This is a genomic window from Halostagnicola kamekurae (assembly GCF_900116205.1).
GTDB classification, from domain to species: Archaea; Halobacteriota; Halobacteria; order Halobacteriales; family Natrialbaceae; genus Halostagnicola; species Halostagnicola kamekurae.
The window spans coordinates 850139-866350 of sequence record NZ_FOZS01000002.1 but is presented as its reverse complement, the minus strand read 5'-3'; the positions used below and the strand labels follow the sequence as shown (position 1 = coordinate 866350).

The following is a 16212-nucleotide window of genomic DNA, read 5'->3' as shown; positions in this document are numbered from 1 at the left end:
AACTGCCGAGTGACTGCCGGTCGCGAAAAATCTCTCGCCGCCGCTCGAGCGAATGGGTTTTTGAGTGATGGGGAGGCGAACCCCGTCTATGACAATCGGTTCGGCCGCCCCCGAAACGGGGACAGAACCGTCCCAGACCGAACGCACGCTCCGGGCGGCGAACAGCATCGGCAGGGCACTCGCCGAGATCGTCGACGAACGAACGATCGACGTTCGCCACGCGATCGACGACGACGAGTTCTTCTCGACTGACGGCGGGCTTCCCACGGTGACGAACCGATACGACCTCGAGAAAGCCGTCTCGATCGAGCAGAAATCGACGCTTCGAGAGATCGATCGGTACTGGGTGAACGAGCCCTACGCGTTCGTCAGCATCTTCCACTCGACGAGCGAAAACGAACGCAAGTACTACCTCGTTGAGCCATCGCTGACCGACCGCGAGCGCGACGTCCGCGACTTTCTCGGAGCCACACTCGAGCGAACCATCACGTACGCCGACGAAGAGATCAGCGCGGACGCAGCCGTCGCCGATCGTCGAGACGTAATCGAATCGGAAGCGAGGGAGTTACTCGAGCGGTACGGACTGCTCGAGCGTTCTCGAAACCGAGACGATCGCGGGATTCTCGAGCGGATTTCGTCGGTGTTCCGCGAGAGGGAGAGCGACGAATCCGACGAGCGACGCACGCTCACGGGAATCGAGGCGCGTCCAGACGCGGCAGTCCTCGCCGACGATCGGGGGACACTCAGCGAGTACCAGGTCGAAAAGCTCCTCTACGGGTTGTGCCGGGATTTCGTGGGCTACCAGCGAATCGACGGGATCAAACGTGACCGCAACGTCGAGGACATCTCGGTCGACGGCTACGACGCGCCGGTGTTCGTCTATCACTCGAAGTACGACCAGCTCATCACGAACGTCCACCACGATCGGACAGAACTCGACGATTTCGTCGTCACGCTCGCTCAGCGGTCCGGAAACGGGATCAGCAAGCGACGCCCGCAAGTCGACGCGACGCTTCCGGACGGGTCGCGCGCGCAGCTGACGCTCGGAACGGAGGTCTCCGATCGGGGAACGAACTACACGATTCGACAGTTTACCGACGTGCCGTACACGCCGGTAGACCTCGTCAACTGGCACACCTTCACCCTCGAGGAGATGGCGTTTCTCTGGCTGGCCGTCGAAAACGGGAAGAGCCTGCTGTTAGCCGGCGGGACGGCCTCCGGAAAGACGACGAGCCTGAACGCGCTCTCGCTCTTTATCCCCTCGAGCGCGAAGGTCGTCTCGATAGAAGACACCCGCGAGGTCACGCTTCCGCAGCGAAACTGGATCGCGAGTACGACGCGGCCGTCGCCCACTGCCGACTCGACGGGAGCCGTCGACGAGTTCGACCTCCTCGAGGCGACGTTGCGCCAGCGCCCCGACTACATCGTGATGGGCGAGATCCGCGGTGAGGAGGGTAGAACCCTGTTTCAGGTCATGTCGACCGGACACACGACCTGTACGACCTTCCACGCCGACTCCGTCGACGAGGTGCTGACCCGGTTCACGTCGGCACCGATCGACGTCTCGAAGCCGGTCTTTAGCTCGCTGGATATAGTCGCGGTCCAGACCCAGACGACGGTGGGCGGCGAGACCGTTCGTCGAAACAAATGTATTACCGAGATCAACGACTACGACGTCGAACGCGACGAGATCAACGTACAGGACGTCTACCAGTGGCAGGCGAAAACCGACGACTATCGCGAGGCCGGTACGTCGAGCATCCTCGAAGAGATTCGAGTCGATCGAGGCTGGAGTCAGGAGACGCTCGAACGCGAACTCTTCGAGCGCCGGGTCGTGCTCGCGTACCTGATCGAGCGCGGTCTCGGCAGCTACGCGGACGTCGCGGCGACGATTCAGGCGTATATGACGGATTCCGAGAAGATCCGGACGCTGATGGCGACCGACCGACTCGAGGAGGCGCTTCCGGCACTCCGCGAGATGGAGAGCGTCAGAATCGAGCGCTCGCAAACGGAGAGCCAGGTTTCGCGCCCGGATTCGTCCCCCGAGACGGCCAGGCGCGCGGCGAACGTTCTCGAGCGCGCCGACGAAGCGCTATTCGACGACTACCGCGCGGGTACCAGACAGCCACCGAGTGGTACCGCTTCGTCTCGAGCGGCGCTCGAGTTACCGCCCTGGCTCGCGAAGCCACCCGATTCCGACACGCAACGGGATCGGGGCGACCGTGACGAACGGATCGACACGCGTCGCAATCGTCCCACCGAGGGTGAAAGACGCCTCGAACGGGGAGACGATAGCGCTGATTCCGAACCCACGACGGATACTCACGGGCCATGAGCACGGGTTCGACGACAACCACCGAGAGTGAGCGATCGAGTTCCGATGCACTCGGTCCCGCGTTACCGCTGGCCCGTTCGTCTCGTCTCTACGCACTGTTAGGGCCGGTCTCGATGACGCTCGAGCGAAAACTCGGAGAGGCGAGAATGAGCGCGACGGGCCAGGAGTATCTGGCTCGAGCGCTCCGTCTGGGCTGTCTCGTCGGAGTCGGCTGCTGTCTCGCGGGCTTGATACTCGGGTACGTCGTGGGGGGAGTGGCCCAGCCGTCCGAGACGATCGCGATAGCCGGTGTAACGTCGCTGGTATGCGGCGTGGGTGGCGGTGGACTCTGCGTCTGCTCGATGCTCGCGATTCCCTCTGCTCGAGCCGCGGCCCGGAAACGCGAGATCGACGCGTTGCTCCCCGACGCCATCGCGTATATGTACGCGCTGTCGGTCGGCGGCCTCGATCACCTCGAGGTCTTCGAGGCGCTCGCCGACGCGGAAGACGCCTACGGGGACGTCGCGCTCGCGTTCCGAAGTATTCGAAGGGAAGTCGAATACGCCGGCGTCGATTACCGAACCGCGATTCGAACGCGGGCGCGCGAAACGCCGAGTGACGAATTGGCACAGTTCCTGCTAGATCTCCTCTCGACTATCAACAGCGGCGGCGACTTCGAGGTTTTTCTCGCGGAGAAGACGGACAGACACGCGAAAAACGCCAGACAGCGACAGGAGCAAACGCTCGACACGCTCGAGCTTATCGGCGAGCTGTACCTAACCGTTTCGCTGTTTCCGCTGCTAGTGGTCGTCGTCGTGGTCGTGATGCAACTGGTGCCGGGCGCGGCCACGATAGACGCCGTGTTGTATCTGGCCGTCTACGGACTGATCCCTGCGATCGGGGTCGGGTTTCTCGTGCTCATATCCACGGTCAAACGCGACGACCCAGGGACGGGGACTCTCGAGGGACGTTCGACCGCACGAAGCGAGTCGGCGCGCGAGTGGGACACGTTCGGCTGGCACGTCGTCGCTCCCACCGGCGATCAGCCGCGGATTCGGACTCGAATCGCGAGACGGGCGTGGCTACACCGCGTCCGGACGGCCGCTCGGAATCCGCATCGGTTCTTTCGCGATCACCCTCTGGCGACGCTCGCAGTCACGGTTCCCGCTGCGATACTCGCTGTCGCAGGGTCCGCGCTGGTCGGTGCGAGTGCATTTCCGTCGAGCGGCGGAATCGGAGACTCAATCGTCGTAACGATACGATACCTGTACGTTCCTCTATTTACCGTCTTGACGCCGATTGCGGTCTTCTACGAGTGGAATCGACGCCGTCGTCGCGCGCTCGCCGACGCGCTCTCGGAGACGCTCCGAACGCTCTCGAGCGCGAACGATACGGGGCAAACGCTCCTCGAGTCGATCCGGACCGTTTCGCGAACCGCCAGTGGCGCTCTCGCCGCCGAGCTCGACGCGATTCACACGAAGGTCGCCTACGGGCGGCGACTCGACGAGTCGCTGTTCGAGTTCGCGAACTGCTATCACATCCCGCGACTCGCCCGAACGACGCGGCTCGTCGCCGACGCACAGAAAGCGACGAACCACGTCACGCCGGTGTTACGGACCGCTGCGGCAGCGAGTGAAACCCACGACGACCTCGAGGCGGAACGCAGATCCCGGACGCGTGTACAGATCGCCATCGTCGTCATGACATTCGCGACGATGCTGACCGTCATTGGGCTCTTACAGACACAGTTCGTCGAGACGATGAGCGGCCTCGAGTCCGGTTCCGCGACGGGATCGAACACGGCGAGCGCCACTGGACAACTGGCGAGTACTGGTTCTGGTGCAACGCTCGATGCGGATACGCTCTCGGTCGTTTTCTTTCACGCGGTTACAATCCACGCGATCCTGTCGGGGTTCGTGTGTGGGTACCTTCGAAACGCGGCTCTGTTGAGCGGGGCCAAGTACGTGCTGGCCCTCTCGACGGTCGCGCTTTGTAGCTGGCTGGTGGTGGTGTGAATGCGTGACGACCGACGCGCCGCTGCGGGATCCGCTCGCGGCGATCGCGGACAGACGACGCAAGACTTCGCCATCGGCGTCGGCGTGTTCCTGCTGGCCGTTGCGTTCGCGTTCACGGCGATACCGGGGGCACTACACACTAACGAGGCCTCAGACGAACGGACCGACCGCGCTCAGGCGGATCGAATCGCGACGGCGGTCGTCGACGGCTTCGAAACCGGCGACGATCCGAACGAGTTAGATGGGTCCCGTTTTCGAAACGAGTTCGACGAATCGACTACTCCGGCGCGGGTCGGCCTCCGAACCGCCAACGGACGGCCCCTCGAGGCGGTAACGATCACGCTCGAGACGATCGATCGGGAGTCCGTGATTCTGACTCGCGCCACCAGCGCGGTACGCGGTCGTCCGGACGAAACGGTCGAACGGTTCGTGTCAGTCACCGATATTCGAGCGTGTCGAACCGCCTGTCGACTCGTCGTGGAGGTGTGGAGCTGATGGGAGTTCGAGACGCGAGCGTGCGGTCACGATCGGGTCCGTGCGGCGGTCACGAGTCGAGTCGAGACGAGACCGATCGCGGGCAAGCGTACACGCTCGAGGGCGTCGTCGGGGCCGCGATTGTCCTCGCGGCGGTTCTCGTGGCGTCCCAGACGGGCGGACTCACGGCCGCTACCGAGGAGTCAAAGCAGCGCCATCGACAGCACGAACTCGAGCGACAGGCACAGGAAGCCCTCCTCGTCGCCGCCACGGCCCGGTCTGACGGTGGAGACCTGTCGGCGCTCGTCCGCGCCTGGGACGGGACGGCGTTTTCGAGTGGCGAACTCGAGACTTTCGTCCTCGGGGAGCTACTGGCCGAGCAGTTCGGAGAATCGTCCCGAAATGAAGCGTACCGGATCCGGTTCGCCTACGAACGCCACGACGGCTCGATAGCGCGGGAGACCGTCTACTCGAGCGCCGACGCGGAGCCGGGTCCGGACGCCGCGGCCGCGAGCTATACAGAGACGGTCGCCGCGGCGGCGAACGAATCTGATCCGCCCGCAATGTCCGATCGCGAGGTCGGCCCGATCGCCGCCGTGGTAGACGTGGAGGTGACGGTCTGGTGAGCGGGTCTCGCGACCGCGGACAGGTGCTGCTCGTTGGTGCGATTACGGTGGCGATCGTGTTCCTCGCGCTCGTCGCAGTCGTCACCGGACTTGTGTACACGGAGGCGACGTCCTCGAGCGCGACGGGAAACGATCGCGCAACCACGCGGGCGACGATACACGGACTCGTCGACGGGATCGAACTGCTCGCGGCGAGCGCGCGAAACGACGAGACGGCCCAGTTCGACGCCGATCTCGAAGGCGAAATCGACGAATACGTCGACTGGTATCGACGGACGACGGTCGCGGGCGAGCGAGTCACGTTGAGCGTCCGCGCGGAGGTCCTCGAAGACGAGCGCGAGGTCAGACGCTACACCGGCGCTCGGTCGCCGGCGGCGGGGCCGCCCCGATTCGACGGCGAAATAGCGCGGTTTCGAATCGAGCCCGGAGCGGCTCTCTCGGACGAGGAGATCGTCATTACGGCGACCCCGGAGGAAGGGGCCACACGAAACATTACAATTGCGCCGACGGGTGACGGAGCGGTGTCGTTTCGATCACCCGCGGGAGCGTCCTGTCGAATCGAATCGACCGAGGCCGAATTCAACCTCCTGACGGGAGGTATCGACGCGAACGCGACCGTCCCCGACGATTGCGAGTACGACGCTATCGACCGGGGGATCGAGTACGAGACGATACGCGTCGATCCGACGAGCGACGCGGTGCTCGGCTCGTACGACGTTGTGAGCAGGGGGCCGAACCCGAGAACGCGAGGCGGCGATCCGGCGGGCGTCGAGTTCGTCGACCTCGAGGTGCGCTCTGACACCGGCAGTACGACAAGCGAGAGAACCCACAGGATAATGGGGTTCGGTGATCCGTCGTGATCGGGTTTCATCGCGATGAGCGCGGAGTTTCGACCGCGCTCTCTCACGCGCTGACGCTGGGAATCGCGACGGTCCTCATCGCGCTCTTGCTGAGTAGCGCCGGTACCGTACTGGAGACCGGAACCGACCGCGGCGTTCGCGACGCCCTCGAGACGACCGGCGAGCGACTGGCGACTGACGTGGTACAGGTAGATGGATTTCGCACAACAGACGGAACGGCGAACGCGACGACGGTCACCCTCGAGTATCCGACGACGGTGGCGAACTCGAGATATCGGATCGGTCTCGTCGATGACTGTAACGACCTCGAGCAATCGCTGTCGGCGGGCGAGCACTGTCTCGAACTCACTGCCCAACGTACCGACCAGTCGGTCTATGTTCCGCTCAGCGACCTCGACGCGAACGTCGATACGGACGCGTCGGCTCGAGGGGGGACCATCGTGATCGGCTCCGACGGAACGGAACTCAGTATCTGGAACCCATGAACGCAACCAGCCCGAAGCGATGCGGACGGGGAGACGACCGCGCTGTCACCGAACTGGTCGGGTTCGTCTTGCTGTTCGGAACCGTGGTGCTTTCGGTCGCGTTGGTGTCTCTCGTCGGCGTGCAGTCGATACAGCTACACGAACAACAGCAGTCGACGCGGGACGTCGATCGGGCGCTCGTCGCACTGTCGGCCGATTTCGACGATATCGTTCGATCCGAGGGCGTTCGCGAGCGGACCCACCGACTCGCGGTCGCGGGCGGGCAGATTTCGACTGGCGAGCCGGGACCGAAAATCGACCTCCGTATCGACTATCGCGGAGGCACCGAAACCGAATCGTGGCGCCTCGGATCAGTGGTCTACGAGAGCGAATCGGGGTCAGTCACATACGAAGGCGGAGGCGTGTTTCGGACGGGTGAAACGGGGGAGCGAACGCCGATCGTCGAGCCCCGGTTGACGTGTTCGGACGAGACGGCACTGGTTTCGCTGGTTCGGATTACCGAAGACGGCGACTCCTACCAGTCCGCTCGACGCGCTTCGATTACCGCGACAGAGACGGGGACCGCCTACCGGGAGACGTTCTCGGACGTTCGCTCGCTCGAGGTCGGCGTCGAAACCGACGACGCGGACGCTCGCGGCTGGGCTGACGGATTCGGTTCGGGATGGACTCGGACGGGCAGCGGGTGGACGTGTACAGGACCGAACGGCGACGGAATCGAGCAGTTATCGATTCACGTGGTCGAACTCGATGTCGGCGTTGGCCCATCTGCCTGAGACCGATTCTGCGACCTCGAGCGGTCGATCGACCGACCCCGTCTCACAGCGTTCGATCCGCCAGGTCCGGAGTCGCCGTCTCGATGACGAGTGCGCCGGTCTTGAGGGAGAACTCGACGGTGCGGCCATGGGCGCCGCCCACGTCTTCGGCGACGAGGGGAACGTCGAGCGCCTCGAGTTCCGCCTTCGCCGTCGCGATGTTGCGTTGGCCGACGGTGTCCTCGAGGCTCTCGAACTCGAACATATCGCTGCCACCGGCGATTTTGGCCTCGAGCGTCGAGGGGGACCCGCCCGCCGCGATCGTCCGCCGTCGGAGCGCGCGAACCGCCGTATCGACGTATTTTCCCGGCAGGTCCGCGGTCGTCTCGGCGTCATCGCTTGTGGGCAACATCGCGTGTGCGAGTCCGCCGACGGACGCCCGGGGATCGTACACGGCGATCGCCAGACAGGAGCCGAGCCCGTAGGATTTGAAGGTGTCCGGGGCCTCACCGACGGCCACGTCAGAAATGCTTACTTTTCGAGGGGGCGGCGGTTGGGGTTCAGAATTGGGCTGGTTCATCTCGTAGGTGCTCCGGCCGATCGGTATCGACTGGCCGCTGGTCGTGATACTGTACGCACTGTGAAGAACTCTTTTGCCAGAGCAGCCGTGCGGAGTTCTCGAGTCGCCTACGATCGATGCGGTATCGATCGGCTACGAGCGGCCGTCGATCGGCTACGGACGCCCCGGCGGCGACTCGTCGTCGGTTTCGTCGTCCGACTCGAGGTCGATTCCCATGCTCTTTCGGCGCCGCTCTAACCGTTTGACCTGCCGGTAGTAGTAGGCCACCCCAGCGCCGCCGAGGACGCCGACGACGCCGACGAGTCCGAGAAACAGCGGGATGTCTCGCGTGTGGTAATACCGCAGCGAGACGGCCGTATCGACGTTGTCCCACGTGAGCCGTTCTCGACCGTCGACGATCGATCGTTCGTATCCGTTGGGGTTGACGTTGCCGAACAGGAAGTTCGACGTCCTGTGGTTCTCGGGAATCGTCACTTCGTAACTCCCCTCGACGAACGCCGGCAACTGGAACGTTTTCGCACCCGCCGGCCCCGAAACCGCGAGCGTGCCGTCGCTATCGGGGACCTGCACGTTCGTTCTCGACTGCCCCTGCTCGACTGCTAACTCGGAGCCGGTGACTTCGGTTCCGTTCGGATACCAGTACCGGACGCTGTGGATGTTCATCGGTTCGTCCTGATAGAGCGAGGAGCGGTACATCGAGACTTCATCGGTCCCGTTCAGATCGTAAACGGCGCGGAACTCGCCGCTGTCGACGTCGATCCTGGCGGTTGCGTTGCTCTCTCTGAGATCGTCGTAGTCTCCTTCGCGATCGAGCGCTTCGTCGGATATCCCCCCGTTAAACGCCGAACAACCCGCGAGAGTGGCGAGTAACGCCACGACAATGATTCCAAAAGCGAGGCGTCGATTCATGGCTGATTACGGGACGACACACCGGAGCTCTGCGGGCAGGTACTCGCCGACGCTCGAGAGCAGCCCCGGCGGGTCGGTGTCTTCCGGGCAGATCACGCTCTGCTCGAGCAGTCCGAGCCGTTCGACGGTGATGTAATCCTGCGCGTGGCCGGCGCGGTTGAGCGTCGCCCGGACTTCGCCGCGGGTCGCGCTGTTGACGTTCAGGCGGCCGTCACCGCGGGTCCACTCGTAGAGGCGGTCGCGTTCGTCCTCGGAGAGATGTGACGGAGCCGAGTCCTCGCCGTCGCCGCCGTAGACGAACTCGAGGGGCACGTGCTGGACGAGCCCGTACCGTTCGCGGACCTGCGTCGGGGAACCGGGACCGAGTCCGAGTTCGTCGGCCGGGATCCGAACCGGCTGTCCGGCGTCGAGGACGAACCCGTCGTCGTCCCACGAGTCGAGCGTTCCGACGTACGTCTCGCCGGCCTCGAGGTCGGGGACGATCTCGCCGAACTCCTCGCGGAGGACGTTTCGCGCGACGACGGCATCCTCTCCCTCAATCGTCACGGAGGGGAAATCGTCGTGGCGCACGCCGACCTCGAACTCGACTGAGAGGTCGCCGATTTCGTTATCAACCAGCGAACGAAGCGAGTCCGTCGCTCGCTCGCGTGCATCACCACCGACGTAGAGTTTCGTTGCGAGTACTACCATCAGGCGTCGATGTTGAGTTCGTCCTCGAGGGCGGCGAGTCGGTCGTCCATCGCGTGTACGAGGCGGTCGTTGTCCATCGATTCGACCGGCGACCCACACTCTGGGCACTCGAAGCCGAAGTCCATCGCCTCGCCGAACTCGAAGCGAATCGAACAGATCTCACAGAGGTAGAACTCGTGATTCCGTTCGTACTCCTGGCGGTCCTCGAGCGCCTCGTGCAGTCGGTGCATCTCCTCTTCTAGGTTCTCCGGAATGTTGTCGTACTCGAACGTCCAGAGGTAGGTGAGCCACCCCGAGTCCTCGTCGCGGAGGCGGCGGTACGTGGCAAGGTCGTTCTCGTACAGGATAAACAGCGCCCGGCGAACGTCGTTTAACTCGAGATCCAGATCCTCGGCGAGCTCCTCGTCGGTCACTTCCCCGTCCGGCGGTGCCGCCGCGACGGGCATCCCCGTTGGACCGACCAGCTCGTGTAAGTACTTCTGGATGACTGGATCCTCGAGCAGGTCCTCAAAAGCCATTAGCCACTCCTAATAGTATGCGACCATTAAGTCTTTTGAGCGACGACGGAGCCGGGCGATTTCGCCACCGCGGGGACGCCGGTCGTTCGTTCGAACTCGAGCGCGTCAGTCGACCCGTTCGCGACTCACTCGCCGACCGATTCGACGCGTTTGCCGGTCGCTTTGGGAACGACGCGCCGATCTGCGTCCTGCCACTCTCTGTCGAACTCGCGGCCCTCGTAGAGCCGGTCGAGAAAGACCGCCAGCCCGGCGACCTCCGAGTGGGGCTGGTTGGTGACGCCGACGTTCCAGTCGGCCGCTTCGTAGACGTCGAAGGAGACTTTCTCGGAGCCGACGACGAGCAACAGCGGCCGGTCGTCGGTGAAATGTGCGCGTCGGATCCCCTCCTCGACGGTCTCGATTCGCTCGCCGTACATCGTGAGGTGGGCGACTTCTCCCTCCCAGTTTCGGATGATCGCGTTCGGTGACTCGGTCAGTTCGACGTCGAACGGGCCGCCGAAGCGGTCGGTGATGTCCGCGACCGTCTCGAGCGATTGGCCGGCGTTGTCGGGAAAGATCACCCGATCAGCGCCGAGCGCCCGCGCGGTCAGGCCGACGTGGGTCGTCATCCGCTCGTCGCGTCCGGGCCGGTGACCGAGCCGGAGGACGGCGACCTCGCTGTCGTCGTGCATACGCGTAGGTACGCTCGGATGCGGTTAGGCGGTTTCGTTTTCGACCGCTGGTCGCTACCGAATATGGGATCGATCGAAGAGCTACACCGGTCTCGCGGACAAGTCGAGTCCGGGAAAGCGGAGACGCCGTCGTGCGTCGATAGCCTTTTTTCGTGACACTGCGAACGGATCACACGATGTACGGATTCGATCGTCGGGTGAGCGGCCGATGACGGGGGCCGGCGAGTGGCTGCAGACCGCACGAGAACAGCGGTGGGGAATCCTGACCGACCTCGCGTTCGCGGTCGTCTGGGTGACGTTAGTCGAGGTCGTCGCCTACTTCCTCGAGCCGCCGACGTGGGTGTACTACATGCTCATGCTCGCGGGGATCGTCGCCTACTTCGGCTTCGTGTGGAACGTCGAACTGGCGGTCCGCCAGCAGGACCGGTAATCACGCGAGTGCATCGGCGACGTCTCGCCGCCGGTCCAGACGTTGTTCGCAGTGACAGTCACCGTTCTCGATTGGTTACTCGGTGCCGTCAAAAAAAGCTCGAGCCGCGTTACTCCTCGTCGCTGTCGATGACCAGTACCGGAGCGCGAGTCGATCGTAGGGTCCGCTCGGTGACGCTGCCGAGCAGCGCCCGACGGACGCCGGTGCGTCCGTGCGATCCCATGACGACGAGTTCGATGTCGTTGCTCGTGACGTAGTTGGCGATCATGTCGTGGGGTCGTCCCGCCGAGACGTGCTCGACGACGTCGATCCCCAGTTCGGCGGCGCGATCGGCTACGTAGCCCGTGGCCGTCTCGGCGCGCTCACGGACTTCGTCCATCTCGCCGTAGTGGCCCTGCTCGATTCGGTCGAGCTGTTCGCCGCCGAGGCTGAGACTCATCGCGTTGGTATCGACCACGTACAGGGCGTGGACTTCGGCCCCGTACTTGTCGGCGAGATCGAGCGCATGCTCGACCGCCTCTTCGGCCGTGTCGCTCCCGTCGGTCGGAACGAGTATTCTGTCGTACATGGTTCAGTCGTCCGCGGGGGTCTCGCCCCCGTCGGTTACGACGTCTTCTGCAGTCTGTTGCTGGCGCATCGGCTCGGGACTGTGACACTGCCGCACGATCCGCTTGGTCTCCATGTCCGGCTCCTCGGTCACCAGCGAAACGACGATGGTGACCGCGAAGACGATCGGCAAGGTAATCAGCGCCGAGCCGATCGCGGGCATCCACTGTGCCAGACCCGCCGACAGCGGGGCCTCGAGGCCGCCCACGTAGTTCGGGACGATCTCGTTTATCATCGGGATCGACCAGCCGACCAGTCCAGTGATCATGCCGGCGAGCGCGCCCTGACGGTTTGCGTTCTCCCACCACATTCCAAGGAAGAACATCGGGAACAGCACGGAACCGGCGAGCGCGAACGCGTAGCCGACGAGCGCGGCGATCGACGACGCGGGGTCGAGCGCGGCGAGCGTCGTCAGCACGCCGAGAGCGACGATCGAGAGGCGACCGACGAGGATCTGCTGGCGCTGGGTCGCGTCCTCGTTGATGATGTTCGTGTAGATGTCGTGGCTGATCGCCGAGGAACCGGCGATGAAGAGGCCGGCGACCGTCGCGATAGCTGCTGCGATACCGCCTGCCGCGACGATGCCGACGAACCACTGGGGCAGGTTCGACAGCTGGGCCGCCAGCACGACGATGACCTCACTGGCCGCACTGGTCATCCCCGGATCGCCGTAGGTCGGGCCGACGTTCTGACTGTAGAGGTCGGTCCCGAACGCCGCGAACGCGGGGGCGCTCCAGTAGAGGATGCAGATGAAGAACAGCCCCCAGACGGTCGACCAGCGGGCCGTTCGCTCGCTCTCGACCGTGTAGAACCGCACCAGCACGTGGGGCAATCCGCAGGTCCCGACGATCAGCGAGAACGTCGTCGCGATCCAGAGGTAGTAACTCGAGTCCGTGAACGGTTCGCTGAACTCGCTGCCGAGGTCGTTTATCAACATTCCGTACTCGAGCTGGGGAAGCACCGTCGAGTAGCCGTTCGTGTAGCCGACGACGAAGAGGCCGACGACGAACGCCAGAATGAGGATGACGTACTGGACGGCCTGGTTCTTCGTGGCACCCATCATGCCCGACAGGGTGAGGTAGCCGACGGTGATGACCATCATGGCGACGACCATCACCTGGTAGCCGTCGAGGCCGGGAATGAGGCCGCCGTAGTCGCCGAAGATGTACAGGCCGACCAGGGCCATCCCCTTCGCCTGCCCGATGGCGTAGACGAAGCCGATGAGGAACGTCGTCACGGCCGCGATGGCGCGCGCGCTGTCGGAGTTGAAGCGGTCGCCGACGAAGTCCGGCGCGGTGTATTTCCCGAATCGGCGCAGTTGCGCGGCCATGAAGATGAGCAGGATGAAGTACCCCGTCGTCCAGCCGACGACGTACACGAGCCCGTAAAAGCCCGCCAGTGCGATCGAGGCCGCCATCCCGAGATAGGACGCCGCCGACATCCAGTTCGCACCGATCGCCATCCCGTTCTCTAAGTTCCCGATCGAACGGCCGGCGACCCACATGTCTTCGGTGTCTGCCACGCGGAAGACGAAGCCGATCGCGAGGAACAGTCCGAGCATCCCGAGGACGAGCAGAGCCGGGAGGAGCTTGAACGAGATGTTGAGTGACTCCGGAAGGAGACTCTCTTGAAGCGGCACGAACGAAACCCCCGTCATTCGTTGACACCCCCGTCAGCGGCCGCCGCGTCACCGCTCCCGTGGTCGGTTCCCTCAACGGTTGCGTGATCGATGCCATACTTCTCGTCTAACGCGTCTCGCTTGCGCGAATACCAGAACGAGAGGATCAACGCGCTCGTCGGCGCACCGAACGCGACGAGGAAGTAATGGAGCGGGAAGCCGAGCACTGGCATCTGGACCGTCATCGCGTCGGTGGCGACGTACGTCGCCGTCACCGGACCGAACACGGCGAGTACCCAGATGATGAATCCCGTCCAGACGATGCGAAGGTGATCGCGCATGAACGGCGTGCTCGGGTTCAGGAGGTTGACCTCCGAACTGAGGTAGTCCGTATTTCGATGGGATTGGCCAGCCTGTCCGGCGACCCCCCCGTCCGTTGCAGCCCGTTTGTCAGTCGAGTCGTGAGTGTTATTATCTGGCATATGTCTGTGAATCGTAGTTCCCCCTCGAGTGGTATTTTTGAAAATCGAGCGGGTTGTCTTAGTCGCTATCTACCTGTGCAGCGATGTCGTCGACGATCTCGGGATTTCGCAACGTCGAGGTGTTCCCGAGTTCGTTGCCGCTCGCGATGTCTTCTAGCAGTCGCCGCATGATTTTGCCCGAGCGCGTTTTCGGTAATTCCGGCGTGAAGATTACCTCCTCCGGTTTCGCGATCGGGCCGATCGACTCGAGGACCCCCTCGACGACGCGCTCCTCGAGTTCGTCGCCCTCTTCGTAGCCGTCTTCGGTGATGGCGTAGACGTAGACGGCCTCGCCTTTGACCTCGTGGTCGCCGCCGACGACGGCGGCCTCGGCGACGCCTTCGACGCCGACGATCGCGCTTTCGATCTCCATCGTTCCGAGCCGGTGGCCCGAGACGTTGATGACGTCGTCGACCCGGCCGAGAACGGTGATATAGCCGTCATCGTCTATCTTCGCGCCGTCCTCGGGGAAGTAGACCCACTCGTCGGAATCGGGATCCGAGTACTCGGACCAGTACTCCTCGATGAAGCGGTCGTCGTTCTGATAGAGCGTGCGAAGCATTCCGGGCCAGGGCTGATCGACCGTCAGATAGCCCGCGTTACCGGATTCGACCCGGTTTCCGTCGACGTCGACGATCCGTCCGTCGATCCCCGGCAGCGGCGGTCCGGCCGATCCCGGCTTCATCGTGCCGATTCCCGGCAGCGTCGTGATCATCATGCCGCCAGTTTCGGTCTGCCACCAGGTGTCGACGATCGGACACTCCTCGTTGCCGATGTGTTTGTAGTACCATTTCCAGGCGCGCGGGTTGATCGGTTCGCCGACCGTCCCCAGCAGTCGAAGCGAGGAGAGGTCGTGTTCCTGTGGGTACTCAGCGCCCCACTTCATGAACGCGCGGATCGCCGTCGGCGCGGTGTAGAAGATGTCGACGTCGTTCTTCTCGACGATCTCCCACATGCGGTCTTTCTCCGGGTAATCCGGCGTTCCCTCGTACATCACCGAGGTCGTCCCAAGCGCGAGCGGGCCGTAGACGATGTACGAATGACCGGTGATCCAGCCGATGTCGGCCGAACACCAGTAGGTGTCGTCGGCCTCGATGTCGAGGACGGCGTGGCTCGTCCAGGCGGCGTAGGAGAGGTATCCACCGGTCGTGTGTTTCACGCCCTTCGGTTTCCCCGTCGTTCCCGACGTGTACATCAGGAACAGCATGTCCTCGGCGTCGCGCGAAACCGGCTCGACCGACGCCCCCGCGTACTCCGCGACGAGGTCGTCGTAATCGTGCTGGTTGTCGGAAAGCGAGTGCTCGAGTTCGTCGCCGAGTCGGTCGACGACGACGACGTCCGAGACCTCGTGGTCGACGCCTGCGAGGCCCTCGTTCGCCTTCTCGATGTGATCGAGTGCGTCGCCGCGTCGGTAGTACCCATCACAGGTGACGAGATACTCGCTGTCGGCCGAGTTCATCCGGGTGGCCAACGCGTCAGCCGAGAACCCGGCGAAGACGACCGAGTGAGGCGCGCCCAGTCGGGCACACGCGAGCATCGCGATCGGCAGCTCCGGGATCATCGGCAGGTACAGCGTGACGACGTCGTCTTCCTCCACGCCGAGATCGCGAAGCGTCGCGGCGAACTCCTCGACCTCCTCGAGGAGGTCGTCGTACGTGTACGTACGTGTCTCGCCGAGTTCTCCCTCCCACTCGATCGCGACGTTGTCGCCGCGACCGGCTTCGACGTGTCGGTCCAGACAGTTGGCCGACGCGTTCAGTTGTCCGCCGGTGAACCACTCGTAGAAGGGCGCATCGTCGTCTACGAGTACGTCGTCGTACTCCTCGTCCCATTCGAGCATGTCGGCTGCTCGTTCCCAACACTCCGGCCAGTTCTCCTCGAACTCCTCGTATATCCCCTCGTCCGAGACGTTCGCCTGCTCGACGAACGATTCCGGTGGCTCGAAGGCCTCCTGTTCTTCGAGGCGCACCTCGAGATCGACGTTCTCGTCTGTCATGGTACACCCAATCAATGACGAACCAGGGTACTAAACGGAGTATCTAGCTGTGTAAAACCACAACGGAATAACATAACTAAATATCATTAATTTCTCTGCTGTCGGAGCACAATTATCGAACTTCGAGGTTTCGACGCCGTGGACCGC

The 16212-nt window shown here is 63.6% G+C and carries 17 protein-coding genes; 8 read left to right on the top strand and 9 right to left on the bottom strand.

Going from position 1 to position 16212, the window contains the following annotated elements:
- Positions 1 to 88 precede the first annotated feature (88 nt).
- From BM348_RS12190 to BM348_RS12160, 7 genes are all read left to right on the top strand, one after another.
- Positions 89 to 2335, top strand: a complete 2247-nt coding sequence (locus BM348_RS12190; RefSeq protein ID WP_394328095.1) for a type II/IV secretion system ATPase subunit — start codon at positions 89 to 91, stop codon at positions 2333 to 2335.
- A 146-nt stretch (positions 2336 to 2481) separates the two neighbouring features.
- Positions 2482 to 4329: a type II secretion system F family protein gene (locus tag BM348_RS12185; RefSeq protein ID WP_245779439.1), complete on the top strand. Its 1848-nt coding sequence runs from the start codon at positions 2482 to 2484 to the stop codon at positions 4327 to 4329.
- On the top strand, positions 4330 to 4824 hold the full coding sequence (locus BM348_RS12180) for a DUF7287 family protein (RefSeq protein WP_092905074.1): 495 nt from the start codon (positions 4330 to 4332) through the stop codon (positions 4822 to 4824).
- Positions 4824 to 5429 carry a DUF7288 family protein gene (locus BM348_RS12175; RefSeq protein ID WP_092905073.1) on the top strand — a complete coding sequence of 202 codons (606 nt, stop codon included), beginning with the start codon at positions 4824 to 4826 and terminating at the stop codon, positions 5427 to 5429. Before BM348_RS12180 ends, BM348_RS12175 begins: the two co-directional genes overlap by 1 nt.
- Entirely contained in the window at positions 5426 to 6289 is an 864-nt protein-coding gene (locus BM348_RS12170; RefSeq protein ID WP_092905072.1) for a DUF7261 family protein, read from the top strand. Before BM348_RS12175 ends, BM348_RS12170 begins: the two co-directional genes overlap by 4 nt.
- On the top strand, positions 6286 to 6774 hold the full coding sequence (locus tag BM348_RS12165) for a DUF7266 family protein (protein ID WP_092905071.1): 489 nt from the start codon (positions 6286 to 6288) through the stop codon (positions 6772 to 6774). Before BM348_RS12170 ends, BM348_RS12165 begins: the two co-directional genes overlap by 4 nt.
- Positions 6771 to 7547, top strand: coding sequence for a DUF7289 family protein (locus tag BM348_RS12160; protein ID WP_092905070.1), 777 nt, complete (start codon positions 6771 to 6773; stop codon positions 7545 to 7547). Before BM348_RS12165 ends, BM348_RS12160 begins: the two co-directional genes overlap by 4 nt.
- A 43-nt stretch (positions 7548 to 7590) precedes the next feature.
- Here BM348_RS12160 and BM348_RS12155 read toward each other — a convergent pair whose 3' ends face one another.
- The 5 genes from BM348_RS12155 to BM348_RS12135 form a co-directional block, all read right to left on the bottom strand.
- Positions 7591 to 8106, bottom strand: coding sequence for a chemotaxis protein CheD (locus BM348_RS12155; RefSeq protein ID WP_092905069.1), 516 nt, complete (start codon positions 8104 to 8106; stop codon positions 7591 to 7593).
- Between the two features lie 153 nt (positions 8107 to 8259).
- A complete protein-coding gene (locus BM348_RS12150) occupies positions 8260 to 9015 on the bottom strand; it encodes a DUF5803 family protein (protein WP_092905068.1) in 756 nt (251 codons plus the stop codon).
- A 6-nt stretch (positions 9016 to 9021) separates the two neighbouring features.
- Complete coding sequence (locus BM348_RS12145) at positions 9022 to 9705, bottom strand: DUF2110 family protein (RefSeq protein WP_092905067.1); 684 nt, start codon at positions 9703 to 9705, stop codon at positions 9022 to 9024.
- Positions 9705 to 10223: a transcription factor gene (locus tag BM348_RS12140; protein WP_092905066.1), complete on the bottom strand. Its 519-nt coding sequence runs from the start codon at positions 10221 to 10223 to the stop codon at positions 9705 to 9707. The genes BM348_RS12145 and BM348_RS12140 overlap by 1 nt, the downstream gene beginning before the upstream one ends.
- Before the next feature lie 125 nt (positions 10224 to 10348).
- A complete protein-coding gene (locus BM348_RS12135) occupies positions 10349 to 10894 on the bottom strand; it encodes a tRNA (cytidine(56)-2'-O)-methyltransferase (protein ID WP_092905065.1) in 546 nt (181 codons plus the stop codon).
- 208 nt (positions 10895 to 11102) lie between these two features.
- Here BM348_RS12135 and BM348_RS12130 point away from each other — a divergent pair, with 208 nt between their 5' ends.
- Positions 11103 to 11324, top strand: coding sequence for a hypothetical protein (locus tag BM348_RS12130; RefSeq protein ID WP_092905064.1), 222 nt, complete (start codon positions 11103 to 11105; stop codon positions 11322 to 11324).
- A gap of 109 nt (positions 11325 to 11433) precedes the next feature.
- Here BM348_RS12130 and BM348_RS12125 read toward each other — a convergent pair whose 3' ends face one another.
- Genes BM348_RS12125 through acs form a run of 4 tightly spaced genes read right to left on the bottom strand, consistent with a single transcriptional unit; the run spans position 11434 to position 16065 of the window.
- On the bottom strand, positions 11434 to 11892 hold the full coding sequence (locus BM348_RS12125; protein ID WP_092905063.1) for a universal stress protein: 459 nt from the start codon (positions 11890 to 11892) through the stop codon (positions 11434 to 11436).
- A gap of 3 nt (positions 11893 to 11895) precedes the next feature.
- Complete coding sequence (locus BM348_RS12120) at positions 11896 to 13587, bottom strand: VC_2705 family sodium/solute symporter (RefSeq protein WP_092905062.1); 1692 nt, start codon at positions 13585 to 13587, stop codon at positions 11896 to 11898.
- Positions 13584 to 14030 (bottom strand): DUF4212 domain-containing protein, encoded by a 447-nt coding sequence (locus BM348_RS12115; protein ID WP_092905061.1) that lies wholly within the window; start codon positions 14028 to 14030, stop codon positions 13584 to 13586. The genes BM348_RS12120 and BM348_RS12115 overlap by 4 nt, the downstream gene beginning before the upstream one ends.
- A gap of 58 nt (positions 14031 to 14088) precedes the next feature.
- On the bottom strand, positions 14089 to 16065 hold the full coding sequence (gene acs, locus BM348_RS12110) for an acetate--CoA ligase (RefSeq protein ID WP_092905060.1): 1977 nt from the start codon (positions 16063 to 16065) through the stop codon (positions 14089 to 14091).
- Positions 16066 to 16212 lie beyond the last annotated feature (147 nt).

Bases quoted from the DNA above. Each gene is read 5' to 3' on its own strand.
- BM348_RS12150 (WP_092905068.1), bottom strand. From the start codon at position 9,015: ATGAATCGACGCCTCGCTTTTGGAATCATTGTCGTGGCGTTACTCGCC.
- BM348_RS12120 (WP_092905062.1), bottom strand. From the start codon at position 13,587: ATGACGGGGGTTTCGTTCGTGCCGCTTCAAGAGAGTCTCCTTCCGGAG.
- BM348_RS12180 (WP_092905074.1), top strand. From the start codon at position 4,330: ATGCGTGACGACCGACGCGCCGCTGCGGGATCCGCTCGCGGCGATCGC.
- BM348_RS12175 (WP_092905073.1), top strand. From the start codon at position 4,824: ATGGGAGTTCGAGACGCGAGCGTGCGGTCACGATCGGGTCCGTGCGGC.
- BM348_RS12155 (WP_092905069.1), bottom strand. From the start codon at position 8,106: ATGAACCAGCCCAATTCTGAACCCCAACCGCCGCCCCCTCGAAAAGTA.
- BM348_RS12185 (WP_245779439.1), top strand. From the start codon at position 2,482: ATGAGCGCGACGGGCCAGGAGTATCTGGCTCGAGCGCTCCGTCTGGGC.
- BM348_RS12135 (WP_092905065.1), bottom strand. From the start codon at position 10,894: ATGCACGACGACAGCGAGGTCGCCGTCCTCCGGCTCGGTCACCGGCCC.
- BM348_RS12140 (WP_092905066.1), bottom strand. From the start codon at position 10,223: ATGGCTTTTGAGGACCTGCTCGAGGATCCAGTCATCCAGAAGTACTTA.
- BM348_RS12130 (WP_092905064.1), top strand. From the start codon at position 11,103: ATGACGGGGGCCGGCGAGTGGCTGCAGACCGCACGAGAACAGCGGTGG.
- BM348_RS12145 (WP_092905067.1), bottom strand. From the start codon at position 9,705: ATGGTAGTACTCGCAACGAAACTCTACGTCGGTGGTGATGCACGCGAG.
- BM348_RS12115 (WP_092905061.1), bottom strand. From the start codon at position 14,030: ATGCCAGATAATAACACTCACGACTCGACTGACAAACGGGCTGCAACG.
- acs (WP_092905060.1), bottom strand. From the start codon at position 16,065: ATGACAGACGAGAACGTCGATCTCGAGGTGCGCCTCGAAGAACAGGAG.
- BM348_RS12160 (WP_092905070.1), top strand. From the start codon at position 6,771: ATGAACGCAACCAGCCCGAAGCGATGCGGACGGGGAGACGACCGCGCT.
- BM348_RS12125 (WP_092905063.1), bottom strand. From the start codon at position 11,892: ATGTACGACAGAATACTCGTTCCGACCGACGGGAGCGACACGGCCGAA.
- BM348_RS12190 (WP_394328095.1), top strand. From the start codon at position 89: ATGACAATCGGTTCGGCCGCCCCCGAAACGGGGACAGAACCGTCCCAG.